This window comes from Microbispora sp. H10836 (genome assembly GCF_012999525.1).
GTDB lineage: Bacteria > Actinomycetota > Actinomycetes > Streptosporangiales > Streptosporangiaceae > Microbispora.
The window spans coordinates 145,782-168,827 of record NZ_JABBWU010000018.1 but is presented as its reverse complement, the minus strand read 5'-3'; the positions used below and the strand labels follow the sequence as shown (position 1 = coordinate 168,827).

Below are 23,046 nucleotides of genomic sequence, written 5' to 3'. Positions count from 1 at the left end.
TCAGCCGGCGCGGTGAACGGACATCCCACAGCGCCGGCGGCGACAGCACCGAAATGCTCTCGGCGGATGCGCGCCATCCCCGAGAAAGGCGAGGGGCGTGGGGGTAGCTAGTGGACGTCCCTCGTCCGGTTCGCGGCGGAGCTGCCTTCCGGGACACCGGATGATCGTTGACATCCACGCCCCGCTACCTGGGGCAGGGGCGCGGATGGAAACGCGCCGCGAGAGAGCGGCTGCGACCGGCATCGTCGCAGCCGCTCTCCTTTGTTCCGTCTCACCCGTGGACCGTACCCGCGTCCCGGTCACGTCACCCCGGCGACGGCACGACGACCGGCGACCGAGCCCCCGCCTCGGGGACGAATCCCGGTACGGCCTCCGACGAAGGGAAGCCCCGATGACTCTGGACTGGTGCATCGAGGTGGCGCTGCTGAGCCTGCTCACGTTCTCGTCCTGGCCCCCGTCCCGCGCCGGCCTGATCCGGCGGCAGCCGCGCCTGCTCAGCGACGTCGTCGAAGCCGAGTTCGACCAGCACACGCGCCTGTACGTGCTGACGCACGTCCGCGCCGGAGGCTCCACCACCACGCCTCTCGTCGCCAATTGGGACCAGATCACGGCGTACGCGGCACACTGTTCCAACGAGATCGACACTCTTTACGTATGCGTGCTGCACGGCCTGCAGAAGTGGTACTGGCAGTGCGGCCTGAAGACCGACGCCCCGGCCGACACGACCGGAGGCAGACGGACCGGGAGCCGGCGGCACGCCAAGCCGTACGAGTGCCGGCAACGGATCGACGCCGTGCTGGAGGCACTGGAGGATCGGCGTACGCCGTCGGCCTGCCGGTTCCGCCGGCGCCCCAGAACCACTGGGTGAGGAACACCACCGGCGAGGACCCGACCACAACGGACCCGGCATGACGGGCCCACCACGACGCGCACGGCACCCCGGCCCGAGCACGACGCGCACGGGCCCCTCCCGGGCAGGCATGGGCATGGAATGATCAGAAGGTGCTTCCGACCGCGGTGCTTCAGGTGCCCCAGTGGCAGGGGTCGAGCGTCGAGGACGCACGGCTCCTGTCCCTCGGCGCCGAACGGCTGGCCTCTCTGCTGACATCCAGCGAGCCGCCCACCGAACCGCCCACCGAACCGCCCACCGAACCGCCCACCGAGCCGCCCACCGGGCCGTCCGTCAGGGCCGTTCGGGTACCCGTCCCGGACACCGCGGGCACCGAGCGGGACGGAGTCCGGGCCCTGGACGTCCTCACCACCGTCGCCGCCCGCACCCGCGCCGCGCTCGGCGAGTGCGGCACGGCCACGGTCGTCACGGTCGGCGGCGACTGCGGCGTGGAGGTGGAGCCGGTGTCGGCCGCCCTGGAGCGGCACGGCGACGGGCTGACCATCGTCTGGTTCGACGCCCACGGCGATCTCAACACGCCCGGATCCTCACCCTCGCATGCCTTCCACGGCATGGTCCTGCGCACCCTGCTGGGCGAAGGGCACCCCGATCTGGTTCCACCGCGGGCCCTGCACCCCCGGCAGGTGATCCTCGCCGGAGTTCGCGCGCTGGACCCGGCGGAGCTGGCCTACGCCGCCGACGCGGGCCTCGCCCGGCACACCGTGGCCGAACTGACGGCCGATCCCGGCGTCCTGGTCCCGGCCGTCGCCGCCGCCGGGGGCACCGCCGTCTACATCCACATCGACCTCGACGTTCTCGACCCGGAGGAGTTCGGGTCGCTCAGTTGTCCCGAGGCCGGCGGTCTGTCCGTCGCGGCACTGCGGGACGCCGTACGCGCGCTGACGGCCCGCTTTCCCCTGGCCGGCCTGGGGATCACCGAGTACGCCCCCCGCCGGGAGGAGGACCAGGCCGTCCTCGCCTCGCTTGTCCCCGCCCTGCTCGCCGACGCCGCCACCGGGTGAAGGCGCGGGTGCAGGCTCACGCGCCGAGCAGCGCGGCGACCGCGCCGGTCGCCGCCGGATGCCGGTCGAGCAGGGCCGCCACCTCGCCGTTTCCGTGCCCGGTGCTCCCCCACTCCGCCGTACAGCCGAGCAGCACGGCGACGGCGTCGCACGCCCCCGGGTGCCGGGCCAGCAGCGTGGACACCGGCCCGCTCGGCGCGGCTGCCGCCCGGGCCGCTCGGACCGGCGCGGCCGGCCGTTCCCAGGGCGGGGTCCAGGCGTCCAGCTCGGCCAGCGCGCCGGGGAAGGTCCGCCCGGCCTCGCGGACGAGGACGGGGACCAGCTCGGGCGCGTGCTGCCGCAAGGTGCAGATCAACGTCGGCAGCCACGGCAGCAGAACCGGGTCGGGCAGTCGCGCGAAGGCCTTCGACAGCGCCTCGACCACAAACGGCGCGAGGCCGGGCACGGGTTCGAGCGCCTGGACGAATCCGCTCACATAGAGCGGATACGCCGGCACGACGAGCGGGTTGGCCAGCAGCACGTCACAGCGGGCGCGCAGCTCTTCCCTGGTCAGCAGGCCCAGCTGCGTCTGGGCGGCCCACAGCAACGCGACCTTGGCCGGGTCCCGTGGATGCGACTGCCGTACGGCCAGTTCGAGCTGAGCCCGGTCGCAGCCCAGCGACAGCGCGAGGCTCTCCAGTGTGAACAGGAAGCCGAGCATCGCCCCGACCTGGCGTACGGCGGTGTCGTCGTCCGCGAAAGCGGTGGGCAGCAGCGTGCAGTAGTGCGAGTACCCGGCTGTGACGAAGTCCTCGCACCAGGCGGGCAGCTCCGGTTCGCTCGCCCGGTAGTAGGTCAGCAGCCGCCTGATGCGGCGCAGCACCTCGGGAGCGTCGTCCACGGTGCGCTCGGCGGCCAGCAGTTCGACCGCGCGGGCGCCGAGTTCGCCGGGCAGGCGCCGGCCGCCCACATAGAGGATGGCGTCCTCGACGGCCGCGAGCGCCGCCCCGGCGGTGGCCTGGGGATCCCACGCCATGCGGCGCAGCCGCTGCTCCAGCACCTGCTCGACGGTGACGCCCTCGTAGCCCAGCTCGACGATCTCCCGCTGGTGCCGGCCGAGCGCCACGTCCCAGCTCTCCTGGATCGGCCGCTCGCCGAGGCGGCGTGCCCCCATGATCGGCCGGAGCGCACCGTCGGGCAGCAGGTAGCGCAGCGTCCACAGCAGGTCCGAGCACGGCTCCAGCTCCGGGTCCGCCCTGAGGTCGAGCAGCACCCGCTGCTGCGTGCGCCTGGTCAGGTCCAGCCCGAGGGGCTCCAGCCGGTCGTACACGTCGCGGGCCAGCGGGGGCAGCGCGTCGTAGCCGACCATCCCGATCTTGTCGCCGCCCAGGAGGATCTCGCACAGGCGCCGGACGTCCCGGCGGCCTGGCACGGCGTCCTTCTCGATGCAGGTCACGGCCGCGTCGGCGAAGTCGTACGGCGTGGGCCTGGCCCGGCCGCGCAACCCCGCGAGCAGGATCGACGTCTCGAACACGGCGATGGCGTCGGCCGTGCTGGCCAGATAGCCGTTGCGGCGGGCCAGCCGCACGATGTCGACGCACCATCCGCGCAGTTCGTCCTCGTCCAGGCCGTCGAGCGCGGGCGGGGCGGCGAGGAACCCCGACAGCCGGTCGGCCGCCGGCTCGGCCGCGACGGGCGGTGCGGCACTACCGCCCCGCTTGCCGCCCTGCTTGGCCCGGCCGCCCTGCTGCCCCTCCAGCCGGTACGGGGTGACGCCCCCGCGCCTGACCGCCTTGGCCCACGTGGCGGCGGCGATGGACACCGAGCCCTGGGCCAGGCCGAACTGCGCCTCGATCGCCGAGTGGCTGGAGGGGATCAGCCCGTGCAGCCATCGGGTGCCCGTACGCGGGGCGATGGTGTACGGCGGCGCCTCGGACCGCAGGCCGAACTCCGCGACCGTGCTGACGGCATGGAAGGCTCCGCACACGTACAGGCAGTCGGCGGGGTCCGCGCCCGACTCGGCGAGGTGCTCGCGGATGCGCGTCCACATGTAGCGCTCGCGTTCCTCGTCGACGGCCAGGCGGCCGTGCCCGTCGGGGCGGAGCCGCCGGAACAGGCTGCCGATCAGCGCCATCGCCTGGCGGTAGGTGTCGTAGTCCGCTCCGGTCAGCGGCTGTTCGACGTACTGGTCCCACCACTCCGACCAGTGCCGCACCTTGCCGTGGTGCAGCAGGTGCTTTTCCAGCTCGGCGAAGCGCGGCCGCAGGTCGCCGATCTCGACGCCGACGGCGTCACCGTGCAGCGCCACATCGTCACTGTGCAGTGCCGCCTCGTCGCCCTGCGCGGCCTGCTCGTGCGGATCCGGACCATCCGTCTCCTGCGGCAGCCACTGGAAGACGTGGTCCACCGAGCGGTCGACCAGCACGATCTCGACGCCGGGGGTGTCGAGCGCGTACGCGATCGCCTGATACTCCGCCGACGCCTCCGTGACCGGCGCGATCACGCTGAGCGGTCCGGAGCCGGCCGGGAACCCGTCCAGCTGGGTGGCGAACGCCTGCAGCGCCACCGGCAGCCTGCAGTTGCGCAGCTCGTCGAGGAGCGGGCGCATGTCCTCGCACAGCTCCAGGTAGACGACCTTGGGCCGCTTGTCGCGCAGTCGCCGGGTCATGGCCAGGGCGGAGGCCGGCGAGTGGTGGCAGACCGGGAAGATCTCCAGCTCCTCGCGCAGCATGCGGTCGACGTCGTCGACCATGCCGGACAGGATGCCGGCCAGGACGTCCCCGCCGCCGGAGAAGGCCTCGGCGGCGTCGAGAAGCTGCCCGCGCAGGGCGTCGAAGGTGCTCATGACAGCGTCGAGATCGCCTGACGGCCGCCGTCGAGGAACCGCGTCCACTCGCCTCCGTCGTTCCTGCTGCGTGGTTCGACCACCCCGTGCCAGTACTTGTTGAGGATGGCCAGGTCTTCGGGGGCGCGCCTGGCCAGGGAGCCCACCAGGGCGCCGGCCAGCGTCTCGGCGCGCAGCGTGCGGTCGCCGAAGAAGTGGCTGTGCAGGATGGCGTCCTCCAGCACGCCGATCTGCTCGGCGGTGGACAGGGCCGACTCCAGCTTCTCGTCCTCGCTCGTGGCCGAGGCCGCCGCGGTGCGCAGGTCGGCGAAGCTCTGCAGCAGGATGTCCAGCAGCGCCGGCGGCACGTCCAGCTCGATGCGGTGCCGGCGCAGCAGTTCGATGGTGCGGAAACGGACGATCTCCGCCTCGCTGGCCTTGCTCGTCACCACGGGGATGCGGACGAAGTTGAACCGCCGTTTCAGCGCCGAGGACAGGTCGTTGACGCCCCGGTCGCGGCTGTTGGCGGTGGCGATGATCGAGAATCCGGGCTTGGCGAACACGGTGTTGTCGGTGTCGAGCTCGGGAATGGAGACGTACTTCTCCGACAGGATCGAGATCAGGGCGTCCTGCACGTCGCTGGTGGCGCGGGTCAGCTCCTCGAATCGGCCGATCATGCCCTGTTCCATCGCCGTCATGATCGGCGAGGGGATCATCGACTCGCGGGACTGGCCCTTGGCGATCACCATCGAGACGTTCCACGAATACTTGATGTGGTCCTCGGTGGTGCCCGCCGTTCCCTGCACGACCAGGGTGGAGTCGCGGCAGATGGCGGCGGACAGCAGTTCGGCCAGCCAGCTCTTGCCGGTGCCGGGGTCGCCGATCAGCAGCAGGCCGCGATCGGAGGCGAGCGTCACTATGCTGCGCTCGACGAAGCTCCGGTCGCCGAACCACTTCTGCGCGATCTCGCGGTCGAGGCCGTCGGACCGCTCGCTGCCCAGCACGAACAGCCGGACCATCCGGGGGCTGAGCCGCCAGGAGAACGGCTTGGGGCCGTCGTCGACGGACTCCAGCCAGTCGAGCTCCTCGGCGTACTTCACCTCGGCGGGCGCGCGGAGCATCTCGTTGGTCATGTGAAGGGGTCTCCTAGGCGAGGAAGTTCTTGAGTTCGAACACGAGCTTGCGGATGTGGCCCGAGATCACCGGCGTGCCCAGGTCCTTGAGCTTCTGCCGGAACCACGGGTTCACGCTCTGGTGACCCGAGCTGTTCACCGAGCCGACCGGGATGAACCTGACCCCGGAGCGGTGCACCGCCTGGATGGCGTCGAACAACGGCTGGGACCGGTCGAACTCGTAGAAGTCCGAGATCCACACCATCACCGTGTTGCGCGGGTCGGCGATCTTCGGCTGGGCCATGGCCATCGCGACGGGGCCGTCGTTGCCGCCGCCCAGATTCGTGCGCAGCAGCACCTCGAACGGGTCGTGCACCCACGGCGTGAGGTCGATCGCCCGCGTGTCGTACGCGATCAGGTGGACGTCCACCTTGGGCAGCCCGGCGAAGATCGACGCGAGGATCGTGCAGTTGACCATGGAGTCGACCATCGACCCCGACTGGTCCACCACGACGATCAGCCGGGCCGGGGTGGTCCGGCGGGCGGTGTGCCGGTAGTAGAGCCGGTCGACGTAGAGCCGCTGGTCCTCCGGGTTCCAGTTGGTGAGGTTCTTCCAGATCGTCCGTTCGATGTCCAGGTTGCGGAACACCCGTTTGGGCGGCACCGACCGGTCGATCGTCCCCGCGCCGGCCTTCTCGACCTGCGTGCGCAGCACCTCGGCGACCTCGTCGACATACCTGCGGATCAGCGCCTTGGCGTTGGCCAGCGCCACGCCCGACAGGTTGGCCTTGTCGCGCAGCAACTGCTCGACCAGCGACATGCTGGGCGTGAGCTGCCGCGCCAGGGCCGGATCCGCCAGAACCTCGCGCAGCCGCATGCGGCTGACCAGCCCGGCCTCGATGTCGGCCAGCACCTTGGCCAGGTCGCCGCCGGGCCCCTGCCCGAACCCGGCCGCCGGCCCGGTGTGCGGTCCGGCATCCGGTCCGGTCCCGGCCTGCGCCCCGGACTCGCCGCCCGGCTCTCCGGCACCCGTTTGCGCGCCCGTTCCCGATCCGGGTGCCGTGCCCGTTCCCGATCCGGGTGCCGGCCCCGCGCACAGGGCGCGCTTGAGCCAGGCGGCGTCCTGCTGCCAGGTCGCGAGCTGGGTGGCGCTGACGTCACCCGCGCCGGTGGCGAAGGCGTTGAGCAGCAGCTTCGAGACGAGCGCCGCCCGGCGCACCTCGCCGCCCGGCGCGTGCTCGTCCGGCGTGAGCAGGGTCTCGAACTCGGCGGCCAGTTCGGGGAAACGCTGCACCAGCGAGTCGACCGACACGGCCGGGTCGAGCAGCCCGGCGGGCAGGCCCAGGTCGCCGACGACCGCGACGCTCGCGGTCTCCAGCGCCGGCTGCTCCTCGTGATCGAACAGCCGGGCCAGCAGCCGCCAGTAGAGCAGCTGACGCCGGTTCCTGTCGGCGTTCGTCGGTCCGCCGTCCCCGGCAGGGGAACCGGCCGCGGAAACGGCCACGGAAACGGGCGTGGAAACGGCAGGCGGCGCGGACACCGCAGGACCGGGGTGCGCGGTGGCGTCCCCGCCCGTCGGCGGGTGGGCGTCCGTGGAGATGTCGTCGCCCATCGCCTGGGCGCTCGTGGAGATGTCGTCGCTCATCGTCGCAGCAACCGCCCGGCTCGCTCCCGCAGCACGGCCACCGCGTCCGCGGCTTTGGCCTCGGCCTTGGCCGCCTTGGGGTCGGTGGGGCCGAGCGCCCAGTCACCGGTGGCGACCACCACGGTCTCGCGCTTGACCTTCGCCTGCACGGCCAGCGGTTGCAGCGTCCAGCGGCCGCCGTCCCACCGAAGCAGCCCCACGCACGCCGACGAGGCCGCCACCAGCTTGGGCGTGAGCGGGCCGCAGTCGGGCAGCCGTTCGGTGTCCACGACGATGACGGCGCCGCCGAGGTCGAAGGAGCCGTCCCCGGTGACCTTGTAGCCCTCCACCAGCACGGGCTCGGCGATGCGTACGGGCGCCCGGTCGAGAGGCGGCACCGCCGGGCCGAGCGCGCCGGGCAGGCACAGCCGGGCGGTGGCCAGCGGGTCGGCGGGCTTGCTCACGAAGGCGCGGTCGTCGTCCCAGACGAGGTCACCGCTGTCGAGCAGGGGCACGTCCGCGATCTCGATGCAGCGGCGGTCCGCCAGCGCGGCCAGCAGCACCTTGTGGCGCTGCGGCAGCTTCCACAGCGCGGGCCCGACGATGGTGTCGACCTTGGCCACCGTGACGGAGGTGCGCACCAGCCGGGACCGGCCTCCGTCGGCGGGTTCCAGGACGGCGTGCACCTGGAACTGGACGGCGGTGCCGTGTTCGTGCACGTCGACGCCGAGCACCAGCAGCCGTCCCGACACCGTGGCGGCGGGGCCGGGCTCGCCGGTCAGGACGCCGTCCTGCGACAGCAGCACGGCCCGGGTCCACAGGTCGGCCCAGCGCCGCACGGGCAGGTGCTCCGCGGAGCCGATCGGGCAGGACGCGCGCAGTTCCGCGGCGAAACCGTCCAGCAGCACCGCGAGCCTGCGCAGCGCCGGTGCGCCGAGCAGTGCCTCGATGACCTGATCCGCCGCGGAGACGAGGTCGTGGTCGACGCCGCGCCAGCCGGTGATGGCCAGCTCGCGCAGCCAGGAGCGGACGCCCTCGATCGCGTTGCCGGCGGGCTGAGCGCCGGACGCGGGGCCCCCGGATGTGGACGTCCATTCCGCGTGTTCCCGGCCCAGAGCCGTGTCCAGGCTCGTGAGCAGGGCGTCGTGCATGGCGCCGGACAACGCGATCCGGCCGCCGGCCAGGATCGTCAGGTGCTCCTGGGTGATCGAGCCGGACACGACCGCGTCGGCGGCCTCCGCCAGCCGAGCACCGAGGGGAGTGGCCGCGAACGCCGCGGCCAGCGCGGTCACCGCGCCGGCGCGCTCGTCGGCGAGCCGGGCGAGGCCGTGCACCAGGGCGTCGTCGAAGCCGTCCAGCAGTGCGAGCGCCTCTCCGGCTCCCTCGCCGGCGGCATCGGAGTCGCCGAGCAGGGCGGCGAGCTGTACGGCGAGCATCAGCGCACCGTCCCCGTGGCCGGGAACCAGTGCAGCTCCGGGATCGGCATGGTGGTGTCGGGCACCTCCAGGTAGGCCAGGTGACGCAGGAACCGGCTGAACACGACCGCGGCGGGGGCGGGCTCGTGGATGCCGCGCAGGCAGTCGGCCGGCTCCGCGCCCTCGGGGACCTCCGCCCGCAGATAACGGGACACGCGGTCGGCGCCGTACTGCAGGACGGCCTCGGCGACCAGGGCGCGCAGGTGCTTGCACGGCGCGCCGTACAGGCCGCCGCAGGGGCGGTTGTTGTTGGTGCTGCAGTTGTAGTTGTGGGTGCCGGCGGCGATGGAGGAGACGTAGACCCGGCCGATGTCCGAGCCGCTCGACACCACGCCCTGCAGCCTGCCGTCCGCCAGCTCGACGAAGGGGACCTTCGCCAGCTTGCGCGGCTGGACCGGCGGCACCACCCGCAGCCTGCTGTTTCGCGCCCACACGGTCGCGCCGTCGGGGGAACGCTCTGTCATGATCCGGAACGTATCCGAGCCGTACGACAAAACGGCTCGGCCGCCCATCCAGAGTCTTGACATAGACGGACACTTACAGAAAGATCCACCTGTCGATTCTTGTCCCGCTCGCGATGCCGAGAGGTCCCCTTGCGGTTGCCCCGCGTGAAAGCCCAGCACCGCCCCCACAGGTACGGCAACGACCGGATCCGGATAGGCGGATCGGTCAACGGCGTGACAGCGGAGATCAGCGATCCGGACGGCCACGCCTGGGCGGCCCTGAAGGCGATGGACGGCACGAGGACCCCGGAAGAGGTCGTCGCCCGCCTGCATCGCGCGTTCCCGGGGCTGACCGAGGCCGAGGCGGCCGACGTCGTCGACCTCCTGCTGAACTCGGGGTGTGTGGAGGACGCCGCCGGCCCGCGGCCCGAGGAGCTCAGCCTGCGGGAACTCGAACGCTACTCGCGCAACGCGGCGTTCTTCCGCGACGCCGACCCCACCCGCCCCGAGCGCGGCTGGGAGGCGCAGGTCCGCCTCAAGCGCTCCCGTGTGCTCGTCCTCGGCCTGGGCGGGACCGGCAGCCACACGGCCTGGGCGCTCGCCGCGTGCGGCGTCGGCGAGATCCACTGCGTCGACCGCGACCCGGTCGAGCTGCCCGACCTGACCCGCCAGGCCCTCTACCGGGAGTCCGACATCGGCAGTCCCAAGGTGGACGTGGCCGCCGCCCGGCTCGCCGAGGTCAACTCCTCCGTCCGCGTCACCGCGGAGGCCCGGCCGGTCGAGTGCGAGGAGGACATGCTCGACCTCGTACGCGGGTTCGACGCGGTGGCGATGTGCGCCGACGAGCCCGCGGGCAGGGGCGGCATCCGCGTCTGGGCCAACCGGGCCTGTCTGTCGGAGAAGATCCCGTGGGCGCTCGGCGGCTACAACGGCCCGCTGGTGAGCGTGGCGGCCTTCACCCCCGGCGGCCCGTGCTACGAGTGCCTGACCGCGAGCGTCGACGCCCCTCTCGCGCCCGGAATCCCCGTCGACCTCGGCGGGCCGGGCGCCATCGCGCCCTCCGCCGGGGTGTCGGGCCATCTGACCGCCCAGGCGGTCGTCGCGTTCCTGACCGGGATCCCGGCGACCTCGGGCAGCTACGTCACCGGGATCAACCTCGCGGCCCCGGACCAGCACGTCTACACGCGTCATCCCGGGGCGCCGGACTGCCCCGCCTGCTCGCCGGACGCGCTCCGCGCCGAGTCCCTCGGCAGCATGGCCCGGTGAAACGCCCGGGCCACGGTCAGGCGAGCGGAAGGCCGGCGCCGCGTTCGGACTCGGGGCGCGGCCCGCGGATGCGCCGCTCGCTCTCCTCGATCGGCACGTCGTTGATGCTCGCCTCCCTGCGGCTCATCAGGCCCTCGGCGGTGAACTCCCACAGCTCGTTGCCGTAGCTGCGCCACCACCGGCCGTCGGCGTCGTGCCACTCGTACTGGAACCGTACGGCGATGCGGTCGCCGCCGAACGTCCACAGGTCCTTGCGCAGGGCGTAGTCCTGCTCGCGCTCCCACTTGTGGCGCAGGAAGGCGACGATCTCCTCGCGTCCGGTCAGGAACTCCGATCGGTTGCGCCACACCGAGTCCTCGGTGTACGCGAGCGCGACGCGTTCCGGGTCTCTGGTGTTCCAGGCGTCCTCGGCGGCCTGGACCTTCTGCCTGGCGGTCTCCTCGGTGAACGGCGGAAGCGGTGGGCGTGTGCTCATCGTGGCTGTCCTTCCAACACGGGAGAACGATCGTTCTCCCTACGTATCGTAGAGAACGAGCGTTTTCCTCGGTGAGGAGGGGCGGGTGGACGGGACCCGACGGGTGCGGATGGACGGAGAAGAGGCGCGCCGGCGCATCCTGGACGCCGCCGAGCGGTTGTTCTACGCGCGGGGCATCCAGGCCGTGGGCATGGACCAGGTCCGCGACGCCGCGGGGGTCTCGCTCAAGCGGCTCTACCAGTGCTACGCCTCCAAGGACGCGCTGGTGGAGGCGTACCTGGAACATCGCGACCGACGGTGGAACGACGCCCTGGCCGACCATCTCGGCCGTGTCGGGGAGCCCCGCGAGCGCGTGCTCGCCGTCTTCGGCTTCCTCGCCGAGTGGTTCGGCACGGCCGACTTCCGCGGCTGCGCGTTCGTCAACGCCTTCGGCGAGCTCGGCCCGGCGTCACCGCCCGTCGTGGCGGCGGCGCGGGCGCACAAGAACGCGCTGCGGGGAAGGCTTCGCACGCTCACGGCCGAGGCGGGGGCCGCCGATCCGGACCTGCTCGCCGACCAGCTTCTGCTGCTGGTGGAGGGGGCCATCGTCGCCGCCGCCATGGGAACGGCCGCCGACCCCGCGGAGCGGGCCCGGTCCGCCGCCCGTGCGCTGCTCGACGCCGCGGCCGCGCCCGATCATCCCCTCACCGCGCGTTGGCCCTCGTGAGCACGCTCCGCCATCCGCGGAGGACTACAGGCAGGCGTCGCCGGGGCCGGAGGCGGTCGCCTCCGGCGTTCTGTTCGTCTCGCTCCGCGGCCGCCGGGGCAGGAAGATCGATCCGGGAGAGGCGCGGAGCGGGGTCCGGCGCCGCCCGAGGGAGACGGATGGTGAAGGTGGCTCCGGCTCCCGGCCGCCCGTCCACGTCGATCGCGCCGCCGTGCGCGGTCATCACCTCGCTCACGAGAGCCAGGCCGATGCCGAGACCTCCGGTGTGGGGCGCGCCGACATGCCTGACCAACAGGCGCTCGCCGTCACGCGGGTCCAGCCCCACGCCGTCGTCCCGCACACTGAGCTGAACGGTCTGCGGCCCCGAACACACGCTCACCCAGATGTGGCCGCCCGTGGAGGTGTGGCGGAGTGCGTTGTCGAGGAGCGCGGAGATCACCCGGCGCAGCGCGGACGGCGCTCCGCACACGACGTGATCGCCGGGATCTCGCCGCAGGTCGATGGTCACCCCGCGCTGCCCGGCGCGGGCCGCCTCGGCGTCGGCCGCCTCCTCCGCCAGGGCGGCCAGGTCCGCGGACCCGAACGGCCGGCGGCTCTGCCTGAGCTGGGTCGACAGCAACAGGTCCTCGATCACCTCGCCCAGCTGCCCGATGCCGGTGACCAGCCGGTCGACGTCGCCCACGACGAGAAGAGGATCGGGCTCCCGTCTCAGGCGCCGGGCGGCGAGCTGCGCACGGACGTGCAGCCGGGTCAGCGGGCTGCGCAGTTCGTGGCTGACGTCGGCGGTGAACCGGCGCTGCCGGTCGAGGGCCTCGCCCAGCGGCGCGATCGCCCGGCGGGCGAGGACCTGGCCGATCAGCAACGCCACCAGCAGGGCCGCGACCTCGGCCGCGCAGAGCGTGCGCAGCAGCCGCTGCCGCTCGGTGACGGGGTAGTACAGGTCCATCACCGCCTGCAGGGGCACGTCGCCGCGCCGCTGCGTACGGACCAGGTACGTATGGCCGCCGACTTCCGCGACGTCGACCCGGGTGCGGCCGTCGGCGGCGACCCGGTCGAGTGTCTCGCGCACCGGCAGGCCCTCCGGCGCCCCCGGGGATCTTCGCACGGTGTCCGCCCGGAGTTCGAACAGCCATACGCAGGGCGGCGGGTGGTCCATCGGGGCCGACATCGCGGCCACGGCCAGATCGCGCCGGGCGGTGGCGTCCTGCGCGTCGGCCACCACGCAGTAGACCAGCGTGCCCAGGAGGGCGATCGCCAGCGTGAACACGGCCGCCACCTGCGCGGTGATCCGGCGGCGGGTCCGGATGAGCAGGCGCCGCTCCGGGTCGAAGGACCGTGTCGTCTTCACAGCTCACCCAGGCGGTACCCCACGCCCCGCACGGTACGGACGACGCCGGGCCCCAGCTTGGTGCGCAGGTAGTAGACGTAGGTGTCCACGATCGACTCGGTCCTGGCGCCGTCGAAGACCCGCTGCCGCAGCGAGGTGCGCGTGTGCACCTGCCGGGGGCGGGCCGCCAGCGCGTGGAGCAGCCGGCACTCCTGGCCGGACAGTGTCACCTGCTCGCCGGACGGCAGCCGTACGACGCAGGACGCGGAGTCGAGCCAGCCGGCGCCGAGCGGCAGCAGCGTCGCCTGGTCCAGGTTCCTGCGGTGCAGGGCGCGCACCCTGGCCAGCAGCTCGTCGATCTCGAACGGCTTGACCAGGTAGTCCTCCGCGCCCGCGTCGAGTCCGGTCACCCGGTCGGCGAGAGCGCCGAAGGCGGTGAGCATCAGCACCGGTACGGTGACCGCCTGGCGGCGCAGCCGCCGCAGCAGATCGAGCCCGTCGACCACGGGCAGTCCGCGATCGATGACCATCGCGTCGTAGCCGCGGCTCAGCGCCAGGTGCAGGCCCCGCTGGCCCTCCAGCGCCAGGTCGACCGTGTAGCCCTGGTCGGTGAACACCTCGACCAGCATGTCTCCCAGCTCGCGGTCGTCCTCCACGAGCAGCAGGCGCCGGGAGCGCGGTTCGGATGTCCCCGGTATCCGTGCCACCGAACAACCGTGTCACCGATATCAGGAGATATCCAGACTTCGGAATTTCACTCCAGGGAAATCGCCCTATATTCCACGAATGTCCGACTCTCCGGTGAAATTAAATGAAACCGGTTTCTCCCGCCGCCGCACCCATCCGGGGCGCACTACCCACGCTTCCCGCATCGGCCCGCTCGTGGCGCTCCGGCAGCGCCAGTTTGTACAGCGGCAGGGCCCCCGCGGTGGTGAGCACGGCCACGAGGACGAGCATCGCGAAGAGCTCCTGCGTGATCATTCCCTGCGCCAGGCCGATGTTGATGAAGATGAGGATCATCAGTCCGCGGGCGTTCATCATCGCGCCCATGGCCCAGGATTCGCGCCAGCCGAATCCCAGCGCCCGTGTCGCCAGCGAGCAGCCGAAGTACTTCCCGCAGAAGGCCAGGGTCAGGATCAGCGCGAACGCCAGGAGCGCCGAGCCCCCGGCGATGCCGCCGAGATGGGTGTTCAGCCCCGAGAACGCGAAGAAGACGGGCAGCAGCAGGGTCGATACGACATCCATCATCCGGTCGTGCAGAGCGGCGCGGAACGCCGGCTCGCGCGGCATGGACAACCCGGCGACGAAGCCGCCGAACACCGAGTAGACGCCGATCGCGTCGGTGATCCACCCGGCCGCGAGCGGCACCAGCACGATCACGTACACGGCGCCGGCGCCGAGGCGCCCGGTACGCGCGACGCGGCGGCCCAGGGGGCGCAGCAGCGGAGCCACCACCCCGAGCATCACCGCCGCGAACACCCCTGCCAGGGCGATGGTGCGCAGCGTGTCGCCGGGACCGCCGCCCAGGTGCGCCGCCGACAACGCGGCGAGCAGGCACCAGGCCACGGCGTCGTCGATGGAGGCGGCGAGCAGGGCGATCCGGCCGATGCGGGTGTTCTGCAGCCCGCGTTCGTACAGGATCCTGGCGAGCATGGGGAACGCGGTCAGCGACAGCGCTCCCCCGAGGAACAGGGCGAACTCGATCCGGCCGACGTCCGGCCGGGAGAGGCGGTCCCACAGGACGAGACCGGCGGCGCCGCCGAGGACCAGCGGTGAGCCGATCCCCGACGCCGCCAGCACGCTCGCCTTGCGCAGCTCGCCCGGCGCCCGGGCGTCGTGGTCCATTCCGGCCCCGACCAGGAACATGTACAACGTCAGGCCGAGGGTGCTGAGCACGTACAGGACCGGTCTGACCTCGGCGGGGAACAGGGCCGCCTGGGCGCCGGGGAACAGCGCGCCGAGGAGCGTCGGCCCGAGCAGGACGCCGGCGACCATCTCGCCGACGACGCGCGGCTGCATCACCAGAGTGGCCAGCCGGCCGCACAGCGCCGCGGCCAGCAGGATGACGGCCAGGGCCGGCAACACCCTGAGGGCCAGCTCCAGGTTGGGGTCGGCAGTGTGCGCCTCCACTGAAAGGAGGGCCGGAACGGGCATGGCATGTGCCTCCGCTCGTGGTCGGGCCTGGGATCGGCCGGTCGTCTACGTGCCCTCGGGACGGGCGTCGCGGGTGAAGTGGCGCTCGCACAGACGCAGCCGGCGCGCGTCCCACACCATGTACGTGCCGAGGACGAGCTGCACGAGGCTGCGCCAGACGTCCTCCCAGCCGTCCCGCAGGCGCATGGACAGCAGCGTCAGGCGCCGTCCCGGCCCGCGCCGTGCGGCCGTCGGGGTGAGGAGGCACGGTCCCCGGTTGGGCAGCGACCGGGTGTGCCCCGCGGTGGTGTCAAGCGCGTACGCCCGCAGGACCTCCCGCGTCGCGACCCGCATGGCGAGCGGCGCGAGCCGCCACGCCGGGCAGGGACGGTTCGCCGGCATGCCGAACGGGATGTGGTTGAGCTCCCTGACCGGGGTGTGCCCGGGGGCGAAGCGGCCGGGATCGAAGCGCTCCGGATCGGGGAAGCCCGAGCGGTGGAACGCGGGGTAGTCGAAGCACAGCACCGAGCCGGCCGGGATGGCGATCCCCTCGCCCAGGGGGATGTCGCCTTTGGTGACGCGGTGGGCGATGCCGAAGAGCGGGTAGAGCCGCAGCGTCTCCGCGATCACCTGGTCGAGGTAGTGGTCGTCGCCGCTCCGCGCCCTGTCCTGTACGTCCGGATGCTGGGCCAGGGCCATCAGCACGTGAGCCATGGCCTCCGACATCTGCACGACAGCGGTGGTGAAGAAGGCCCCATGGAGATACAGCGCCTGCTCCCGGGGTGTCAGGCCCGCCGGGAGCTCGTGCCTCACCCTGGGCAGCGACTCGACGAGATAGGCGGTCAGCCGGTCGCGCCGGTCCATGTGCCGCAGGCCACAGCACTTGAGCGCGGTCACGACGTCGTTCGCGTTGCCGACGATGAGGTCACGGACCTGCGGCGGGCACGGCTCGCCGAAGACGAGCTCGTAGGAGAACTCGGCCCAGGCCGGCATCATCAGATCGCGCAGCCGGACCAGCCCGCGCCCGCCCTCCAGTGCCCGGCGGACGCACCGGCGGGTGAGCTCCTCCACCTGCGCCCGCGGCAGGGACAGGATGCGGCGGGTGGCCAGGGCGACGGCGTCGTACCGCTCCCCCGCCTCCAGGTGCTCCTGGTGCATCTCGGGCCCGGGCGACAGCCAGTACCAGAACAGGTCGGACAGGACGGCTCCTTCGCTGCGGCCGGAGGCCGCCGGGTGGGAGTAGATCTCCCTGAACCGGTCGACGCCGACGAGGTCGCCGGGGACCGCGATGCTCTCCTCGCCGTTGATCCTCGTGAACACCCACCCGCGCAGCGCGACGACGCGCCCGGGGAGCCACCGGGGCAGGCTGATCACGACGATGGCCCCAGCCACCCACAGCGCCACCCACACCGCCGTCAGCATCGCCGCACCAGCCCCGGCTCCAGGTCGCGCGGCGAGGCCAGGCCGCACAGAGTGAGCGCGTGCTCGACCTCGTCCCGCAGCAGCCCGAGCACGCGGGCCACGCCGCACTCGCCGTCCGCCGCCAGGCCCCAGACCACCGGACGGCCGACCGCGACGGCGGTCGCGCCGAGCGCCAGCGCCTTGACCACGTCGGTGCCGCGCCGGATCCCTCCGTCCACCAGCACCGGTACGGCCCCGCCGGCGGCGGCCACGATCTCCGGCAGCAGATCGACGGTGGCCGGGACCGTGTCGAGCTGCCGCCCTCCGTGGTTGGAGACGTACAGCGCCGCCACGCCGTGGTCCAGGGCGAGGCGCGCGTCGGCGGGGTGCGTGACGCCCTTGAGCACGATCGGCAGCCGCGTCATCCGCCTCAGCGAATCGACGTGCTCCCAGGAGATCGCGGGCGACATGACGATCGGCCGCACCGACTCGGCGTCGCCGTCGCGCAGGTTCTCGCAGCGCATGCCCTCGGGCAGATCGTCGAAGCCGCGGCGCACATCCCGATCCCTGCGGCCACGGGCGGGGGAGTCCACGGTGACGACCAGCGCCGCGCACCCGGCCGCCTCGGCGCGCCGGACGATCGCCTCGGTGAAGGCCATGTCGGGCTGGACGTAGAGCTGGAACCACAGGGTGGCGCCCGGCGCCGCGGCCGCGACGTCCTCGACGGCGACGGTGGCGGCCATGCTGACGATCATGATGGTCCCCGCGGCGGCCGCCGCGCGGGCCGTGGCCTTCTCCCCCTCGGGGTCGGCGAGCCGGTGGAACGCGGTCGGCGCCACCAGCACCGGCATCTCCGCGCGGCTGCCCAGCAGGGTGACCCCGATCCGCGGACTCCCCGCGCCGCGAAGGACCCGCGGCAGCAGCGCGAGCCGGGCGAACGCCGCCTCGTTGGCCTTCACGGTGACCTCGTCGCCGGCCCCGCCGGCGAAGTAGTCGTAGTGGGCGGGGTCCAGCCGGTCGCGCGCCGCCGCCTCGAACTCCCGGGTGGTCGTCAGCACGGCCGTCACACCGAGACCGGGAGGCTCTGACGCGTGAAGAAATCCCGGAGCGGGCGCAGGTGCACCTCATCCGAGGTCCAGTCGTTCTCCAGGTTCTCGGTGACGTGGTGGACGGCCTCCACGACACCGCCCCGATAGCGGCGTACGACGGGGTGGAGGTAGTGGCCCTCGTGCGCACGCTCCGCGTCGCTCTGCCTGATCCGCCCCACCGAGAGATCGAAGGGGTCGACCTGGTCGTGGTGCGGGCCGTACTCCAGGGTGATCGCGAAGTGGCCCGCGTCGCCGATCGGCGGACCCTGCAGGTCGATCGGCAGCTCCTCCAGGTAGCGCATGCCGCCGAGCCCGTCCGGGACGATCACGTCGGCCAGCACCCCGAACTGCTGCCACAGCGCCGAGCTGCGGTTGACCCGTTCGAGCACGGCCGCCGCGAGCGCGTCCGGATCCGCGGGGAGGTCGCGGCCCGGCCAGGGGACGCCGTGATGCCTGTTCTCCAGCATGCGGTGCAGGGCGCGTACGCCGTACCGGAAACCGTGGATGAACCCGTTGGTGCCGCGCTTGAAGTCGAGCGACTGGGTGATCGTCCCGGCGAAGTGGAGGTCTGGCACGTTGACCGACTCGTACGCCGGGGTCAGGGCGGGGAACCTGTCCCCGATCGCCAGATCGGGACGGCACTCGGGCGAGAAGATGGAGGCGTCGAACCGGAAGCCGGTGCAGACGATCACCCGGTCGTACGGGATGTCCTTGGTGACCTCGTCGGCCCGGACGAAGGCCACCGTCACCAGGTAGGAGCCGTCGGCCCGGCGCTCGATCCTCCTGACGTCGCCGTCCAGCACGGCGTTCTGCAGTTTGAGCTGGTAGGTGTCGAGGAAGTTGTTGTTGACCGCGCGCAGGTGCCCGACGAAGTGGGTCCGCCAGGCCAGGCGCACCGGGTGCGGTCCGGCCACGTGGACGACCGCGGCGGTCTCGATGAGGTTGTCGGCGGTCTCGAAGGCCGAGTTGGCCTTGCCGATGACGAGCACCCGCATGTCCGTGTAGTCCGCGGGATCGGTCGAGTGGGTGCTGTACTGCTCGGCGGTCTCGATGCCGGGGATGGGCGGGACGTTGGGCCGGGAGACCCCCGTCGCGACGATCACCCGCCGCGCCCGGTACGTCCGGCCGTACTCGTCGGTCGCGAGGAAGGGGCCTTCGGCGTCCGGGCGCGCGACCTCGGTGACCCGCGCGTCGTACGTGACGTGCAGGCCCTGGAGGGCGACGAAGTCCTCGATGTAGCGGACGAAGTCCTCGGCGGCGGGGAAGTAACGGTCGCTGTAGCGGGTGAACAGGAGACGGGGGTCGTCCGAGAGCAGCGAGTTCCAGTCCATCCGGAGGTTGAGCTCCGGGTCGTCCCATCCGGTGTGCTTCTTGTTGATGGAGATGAGCGTGCGATGGCGGGGGAAGGTCCGGAAGAACGCGCCGGGCTCGGGCGCCGCCTCGAGGATCCGGTAGGCGCGCCCCGCCCGGTGCAGGAAGTGACCCATCTGCAGGCCCGCCGGTCCGGCGCCGACCACCAGGTAGTCCAGGATGTTGTCCGGCACTGACGCCTCCCTCACTGGGATGGTTGAAGTTTCACCAGTGTTGGCGGGCGATTCTCAGAGATGGATCAGAGCGCCGTGGACAGATGCCGCTCCAGCAGGGCACGCTTGTCCGGTTTTCCGCTCGGCGCGACCGGCACGGAGGCGACCGTCGTGATCGTCCGGGGGACGCTGTCCGCGCCGAGCTCGGCGCGTACCAGCTCTGCCAGGGCGGCGTGGTCCGGAGTGCGGCCCGGAGCGGGGACCACGAACGCGTGGACGGCCTCTCCGGTCCGCTCGTCCGGCGCGCCGGTCACGTACGCCTCGGCCACGTCGGGGTGGCCGGCCAGCGCCCCCTCGATGGGCCCGGCATAGACGACGATCGCGTTCACGATGATCACGTCCCTGGTCCGGCCGGCCAGGTACAGCAGGCCGGTCTCGTCGAGGTGCCCGAGATCGCGGGTGCGCAGCCAGCCGTCCCGCAGCACGTCGCGGGTTTCCTCCGGCTGGTTCCAGTAGCCCGCCATCAGGAAGGGGCCGCGCACGTGGATCTCGCCGGTGCGTCCCGTGGCGACCGGGCGGCCCTCCTCGTCGCGCACGCTGATCTCGACGCTGGGGTGCGGGCGTCCGACCGAGGTGGGCGCGTCGTGGCCCTCCCCGGGAGGAAGCATGGAGATGACCCCGGCCTCGGTCGCGCCGTACCCCACGTAGACGACGGGGCCCAGCCGGTCCAGCGCCTCGAGCAGCCGATGCGGGCTGACGGACGATCCGGAGACCGTCAGCGCGCGCAGGCTGCCGACGTCGACCGGCTCCTCACGGAGCAGGTCGAGCATCTGACACAGCCGGGGCACGGTCACGATCGCGCCGGTGATCCGGTGCCGCTCGATCGCGTACGGGAACAGCGGCCGGCCGTCCTCATCGGGGATCACCGCGGTGCCGCCGCCGAGCAGGCACGGCGCCAGGAAATCCAGAACCACCAGGCTGGACAGCGTGCCGAACAGCATGTAGCGGTGGAAGGACTCGTCGAAGCCGGGCGCGATCGACGACCAGCCGCGATGGCTGGACCAGTGCGCGGCCAGAGCCCGATAGGTGAGCACGCAGCCCTTCGGCCTGCCCGTGCTGCCGCTGGTGAAGGTCAGCAGGGCCGCGTCGTCCGGGCGCGCCGTGACGGCGGGGAAGCGGTCATCGCCGGTATAGGCGTCGTCGCCGGTATGGGCCAGGATGTCGGCCGCCCCGGCCACGCCGGGAGCGGGCCCCAGCGACAGCATCGTGGCCGGCCCGGCGGCTTGGAGCAGTTCCGGTGTCGCCGTCGACCGGTCGAGGACCACGGCGTCGACTCCCACGCCGAGGACATCGGCGAGCTGGCCGGGGGTGTACCCGGGCTTCACGCTCACGACGCGGCAGCCCAGCACATGGGCGGCCATCTGGGCGGCGAACCCTTCCGGTGACAGCCCGGTGCGGACGGCGACGCCACTGCCGGGGCCGAGTCCCACGTCGCGCATCGCGCCGGCCATGCGTCCGATGAGCTTCAGCACCTCGCCCCTGGAGACGATCCTGCCGCCCTGCTCGAAGGCGGCGGTGCCGGGTGAGTCGCGCAGCGCCTCCAGCAGCACGTGCGGGAACGCGCCGGCGGCGTGCTCGGGCCCGCCGTGGTCGGCAGGCTCGCCGCTCTCGTGGTGCGTGGCGCGGATGACGGGATCGTCCATGTCCGGTTCCTTCGTCTCGCGAGGCGCCCGCCCGCGGCGACGACACGACCCGCCGCGGCGCGGGCGGCCGGTGTCCCACCGGCTGTCGCGACCGTAGGCGGCACAGATCAGAGCCGGATCAGAACGCGTCCGCGGGCCGCCCGTGGGAGCGGCCCGGTGGGAGCTGCAGAGTTCAGCCCATCGCGAGCATCATCGGAGCGAACATGCGGGTCCGGTCGCCGGGGAGCGGCCTGCCGCCGTGGACCATGAAAGACGTCGAGAACGCCTGTGCCATACCCCGCTCGCCGAGCCAGGCCAGCAGGCTCGGCCGGGTGCGCTCGGCCTCGATCCGCACCAGGCCCTCGGCGTTGCGGGCGAGGTCCGTGACGAGCGCGCGGGCGACCGCCTCGCCGCCGGCGACCACCGGCCCGATGAACAGCGTGTTCATGCTGCGCCACGACACGGCGTAGCCGGTCGGCCCCGTCTCGTCCTCGGCGACCCTGACCTCCTCGGCGAAGGCGAACAGCCGCGCCAGCAGTGCGGCCCGGTCCGCGCCGAAGACCTCCGCGTCGAGCGCGAGCAGGGCGTCGAGATCGGCGTCGAGATCGGCCGGCCTCGACAGAACGGGATCGTCCCCGGGGCGCAGGCGCCCCACGCGCGCCTCCGTCACGCCCAGCGTCTCGAATCCGAGCTTCTCGTACAGCGGCCGGCCGAGTTCGGTGGCCCAGAGGAAGACGGTCGCGTCACCGGCCGTGTCGAGCACATACGTCATCAGCCGGCGGCCGAGCCCGCGTCCGCCGTACCGGGTGGCGACGAGCATCATGCCGATGCCCGCCGCGGCCGTGCCGTACCGGGTCAGCGTGACCGTGCCCGCCAGCTCTCCCGACGGGGCGTCGATCGCGTAGACCTCGGCGTTCTCCAGGAGGAACAGCCACTTGCGCTCCTCCCGGGCCCAGGCCCTGTCCTGGCTCAGGGCGAGGCACCGATCCAGGTCCTCGGGTCCGAGCCGGCGGACCGGAAGCTCGGCGGCCGGTGTGGTGAGCGGGTCAGGCATACGTGCGCGTCCTTGTCCGCGCCGGTTCACGGCCCAGGCGCTCGTGGCGGCCTCCGAGGCTAACCGCATCCCCCACCCTGGGGATACCGGTTTTCCCCCTGGCCACGGCGCCGGGGAAAACCGGTGTCCGGCACGCTCCGGATCTTGTCAGGATCGTGCCATGCGACATTGGCCGCTCTTCGCGCTCAGACTGACGACGCCCCGGCTGGAGCTGCGCCTGCCCGGCCTGGACGACCTGGACGAGCTCGCCGACCGCGCGGCCGAGGGCGTCCACGACCCCGCAGAGATGCCGTTCGGCGTGCCATGGACGGACTCCCCGCCGCACGAACGCGCCCGCTCGACCGTCCAGATCCACTTCCGGCAGTGGGGCACCTGGTCTCCCGACGACTGGAGCTGCTCCTTCGTCACGGTGTGGGAGGGCCGGGTGGTCGGCGTGCAGGAGATGCGGGCCCGCGACTTCGCGGTCACCCGGGAGGTCGCCACCGGTTCCTGGATCGGCCTGCGCTTCCAGGGCAGGGGCATCGGGACCGAGATGCGCGCGGCCGTCCTGCACCTCGCCTTCGCCGGTCTCGGCGCCCGGTACGCGACGTCGTCCGCCTTCGTCGACAATCCACGGTCTCTGGCGATCTCCCGGCGGCTCGGCTACAGGGAGGACGGACTCGCCGTGGAGAAGCGCAGGGGCGAGGCCGCGCTGCAGCGGCGGCTGCGGCTGTCGCGCGACGAGTGGACGACCCCCGACGGGTTCGAGATCCACGGCCTCGAACCCTGCCTGCCCCTGTTCGGAGTTCCGAAGAGGATCACGGATGCAGGGTGAGCCCTTTGAGCACCTTGTCCGCCGCGTTCCTGAGGCCGTACACGGCCAGCCCGACGAGCGGCATCTCCTCGGCCGTGACGGCCCGTACGGCGGCCCGGTTGTCCACGTCGTTGCCGGTCTCGAACATCTCCTCGATGTAGACGGCCACGGCCGATTTTGGTGTCGAAACGCATGGGCATCAGGCTGCCTCCCGGCGCACGGACCGTCTT

Annotated in this window: 20 protein-coding genes; 5 read left to right on the top strand and 15 right to left on the bottom strand. The window is 72.4% G+C overall.

Annotated features, from left to right (window positions below; all coding sequences use genetic code 11):
• Positions 1–391: 391 nt before the first annotated feature.
• Together HHX30_RS29415 and HHX30_RS29410 are read left to right on the top strand one after the other, a co-directional pair.
• A complete protein-coding gene (locus tag HHX30_RS29415) occupies positions 392–868 on the top strand; it encodes a hypothetical protein (protein WP_169985697.1) in 477 nt (158 codons plus the stop codon).
• 134 nt (positions 869–1,002) lie between these two features.
• On the top strand, positions 1,003–1,911 hold the full coding sequence (locus HHX30_RS29410) for an arginase family protein (protein WP_169985695.1): 909 nt from the start codon (positions 1,003–1,005) through the stop codon (positions 1,909–1,911).
• A gap of 16 nt (positions 1,912–1,927) precedes the next feature.
• On the opposite strand, the gene HHX30_RS29405 is transcribed toward HHX30_RS29410, so the two are convergent.
• From HHX30_RS29405 to HHX30_RS29385, 5 genes are read right to left on the bottom strand one after another with little or no spacing between them, the layout of a single operon-like run.
• Complete coding sequence (locus HHX30_RS29405) at positions 1,928–4,735, bottom strand: DUF5682 family protein (protein WP_169985694.1); 2,808 nt, start codon at positions 4,733–4,735, stop codon at positions 1,928–1,930.
• Entirely contained in the window at positions 4,732–5,847 is a 1,116-nt protein-coding gene (locus HHX30_RS29400; RefSeq protein ID WP_169985692.1) for an AAA family ATPase, read from the bottom strand. Before HHX30_RS29400 ends, HHX30_RS29405 begins: the two co-directional genes overlap by 4 nt.
• 13 nt (positions 5,848–5,860) lie before the next feature.
• A complete protein-coding gene (locus HHX30_RS29395) occupies positions 5,861–7,471 on the bottom strand; it encodes a VWA domain-containing protein (RefSeq protein ID WP_249350565.1) in 1,611 nt (536 codons plus the stop codon).
• Positions 7,468–8,886 (bottom strand): hypothetical protein, encoded by a 1,419-nt coding sequence (locus tag HHX30_RS29390; protein WP_169985690.1) that lies wholly within the window; start codon positions 8,884–8,886, stop codon positions 7,468–7,470. The genes HHX30_RS29395 and HHX30_RS29390 overlap by 4 nt, the downstream gene beginning before the upstream one ends.
• Complete coding sequence (locus HHX30_RS29385) at positions 8,886–9,389, bottom strand: hypothetical protein (RefSeq protein ID WP_169985688.1); 504 nt, start codon at positions 9,387–9,389, stop codon at positions 8,886–8,888. Before HHX30_RS29385 ends, HHX30_RS29390 begins: the two co-directional genes overlap by 1 nt.
• A 144-nt stretch (positions 9,390–9,533) precedes the next feature.
• Between HHX30_RS29385 and HHX30_RS29380 the strand changes: the two genes are divergently transcribed.
• The gene (locus tag HHX30_RS29380; RefSeq protein ID WP_211592722.1) at positions 9,534–10,634 is read left to right on the top strand and encodes a ThiF family adenylyltransferase; all 1,101 of its coding nucleotides are present in this window, start codon (positions 9,534–9,536) and stop codon (positions 10,632–10,634) included.
• 16 nt (positions 10,635–10,650) lie between these two features.
• On the opposite strand, the gene HHX30_RS29375 is transcribed toward HHX30_RS29380, so the two are convergent.
• Complete coding sequence (locus HHX30_RS29375) at positions 10,651–11,109, bottom strand: nuclear transport factor 2 family protein (RefSeq protein WP_169985684.1); 459 nt, start codon at positions 11,107–11,109, stop codon at positions 10,651–10,653.
• An 85-nt stretch (positions 11,110–11,194) separates the two neighbouring features.
• Here HHX30_RS29375 and HHX30_RS29370 point away from each other — a divergent pair, with 85 nt between their 5' ends.
• Entirely contained in the window at positions 11,195–11,815 is a 621-nt protein-coding gene (locus tag HHX30_RS29370) for a TetR/AcrR family transcriptional regulator (protein WP_311922907.1), read from the top strand.
• Here HHX30_RS29370 and HHX30_RS29365 read toward each other — a convergent pair.
• From HHX30_RS29365 to HHX30_RS29330, 8 genes are all read right to left on the bottom strand, one after another.
• Entirely contained in the window at positions 11,793–13,163 is a 1,371-nt protein-coding gene (locus tag HHX30_RS29365; protein WP_169985682.1) for a HAMP domain-containing sensor histidine kinase, read from the bottom strand. The two genes, HHX30_RS29370 and HHX30_RS29365, sit on opposite strands and share 23 nt — an antisense overlap.
• A complete protein-coding gene (locus tag HHX30_RS29360) occupies positions 13,160–13,849 on the bottom strand; it encodes a response regulator transcription factor (RefSeq protein WP_211592719.1) in 690 nt (229 codons plus the stop codon). The genes HHX30_RS29365 and HHX30_RS29360 overlap by 4 nt, the downstream gene beginning before the upstream one ends.
• A gap of 100 nt (positions 13,850–13,949) precedes the next feature.
• On the bottom strand, positions 13,950–15,272 hold the full coding sequence (locus HHX30_RS29355) for a cation:proton antiporter (protein ID WP_169985680.1): 1,323 nt from the start codon (positions 15,270–15,272) through the stop codon (positions 13,950–13,952).
• Between the two features lie 69 nt (positions 15,273–15,341).
• Positions 15,342–16,697, bottom strand: a complete 1,356-nt coding sequence (locus tag HHX30_RS29350) for a cytochrome P450 (RefSeq protein ID WP_169985678.1) — start codon at positions 16,695–16,697, stop codon at positions 15,342–15,344.
• The gene (locus HHX30_RS29345) at positions 16,691–17,734 is read right to left on the bottom strand and encodes an alpha-hydroxy acid oxidase (RefSeq protein ID WP_211592717.1); all 1,044 of its coding nucleotides are present in this window, start codon (positions 17,732–17,734) and stop codon (positions 16,691–16,693) included. The genes HHX30_RS29350 and HHX30_RS29345 overlap by 7 nt, the downstream gene beginning before the upstream one ends.
• A 5-nt stretch (positions 17,735–17,739) precedes the next feature.
• Positions 17,740–19,308: an NAD(P)-binding domain-containing protein gene (locus HHX30_RS29340; protein ID WP_211592715.1), complete on the bottom strand. Its 1,569-nt coding sequence runs from the start codon at positions 19,306–19,308 to the stop codon at positions 17,740–17,742.
• A gap of 65 nt (positions 19,309–19,373) precedes the next feature.
• A complete protein-coding gene (locus HHX30_RS29335; protein WP_169985676.1) occupies positions 19,374–20,990 on the bottom strand; it encodes a class I adenylate-forming enzyme family protein in 1,617 nt (538 codons plus the stop codon).
• Between the two features lie 172 nt (positions 20,991–21,162).
• Positions 21,163–22,023: a GNAT family N-acetyltransferase gene (locus HHX30_RS29330; protein ID WP_169985674.1), complete on the bottom strand. Its 861-nt coding sequence runs from the start codon at positions 22,021–22,023 to the stop codon at positions 21,163–21,165.
• 160 nt (positions 22,024–22,183) lie between these two features.
• On the opposite strand from HHX30_RS29330, the gene HHX30_RS29325 reads away from it, so the two are divergent.
• Positions 22,184–22,837, top strand: a complete 654-nt coding sequence (locus HHX30_RS29325) for a GNAT family N-acetyltransferase (RefSeq protein ID WP_169985672.1) — start codon at positions 22,184–22,186, stop codon at positions 22,835–22,837.
• Here the strand turns inward: HHX30_RS29325 and HHX30_RS29320 are convergent.
• On the bottom strand, positions 22,821–22,985 hold the full coding sequence (locus tag HHX30_RS29320) for a DUF2000 family protein (RefSeq protein ID WP_311922906.1): 165 nt from the start codon (positions 22,983–22,985) through the stop codon (positions 22,821–22,823). The two genes, HHX30_RS29325 and HHX30_RS29320, sit on opposite strands and share 17 nt — an antisense overlap.
• Between the last annotated feature and the right edge of the window lie 61 nt (positions 22,986–23,046).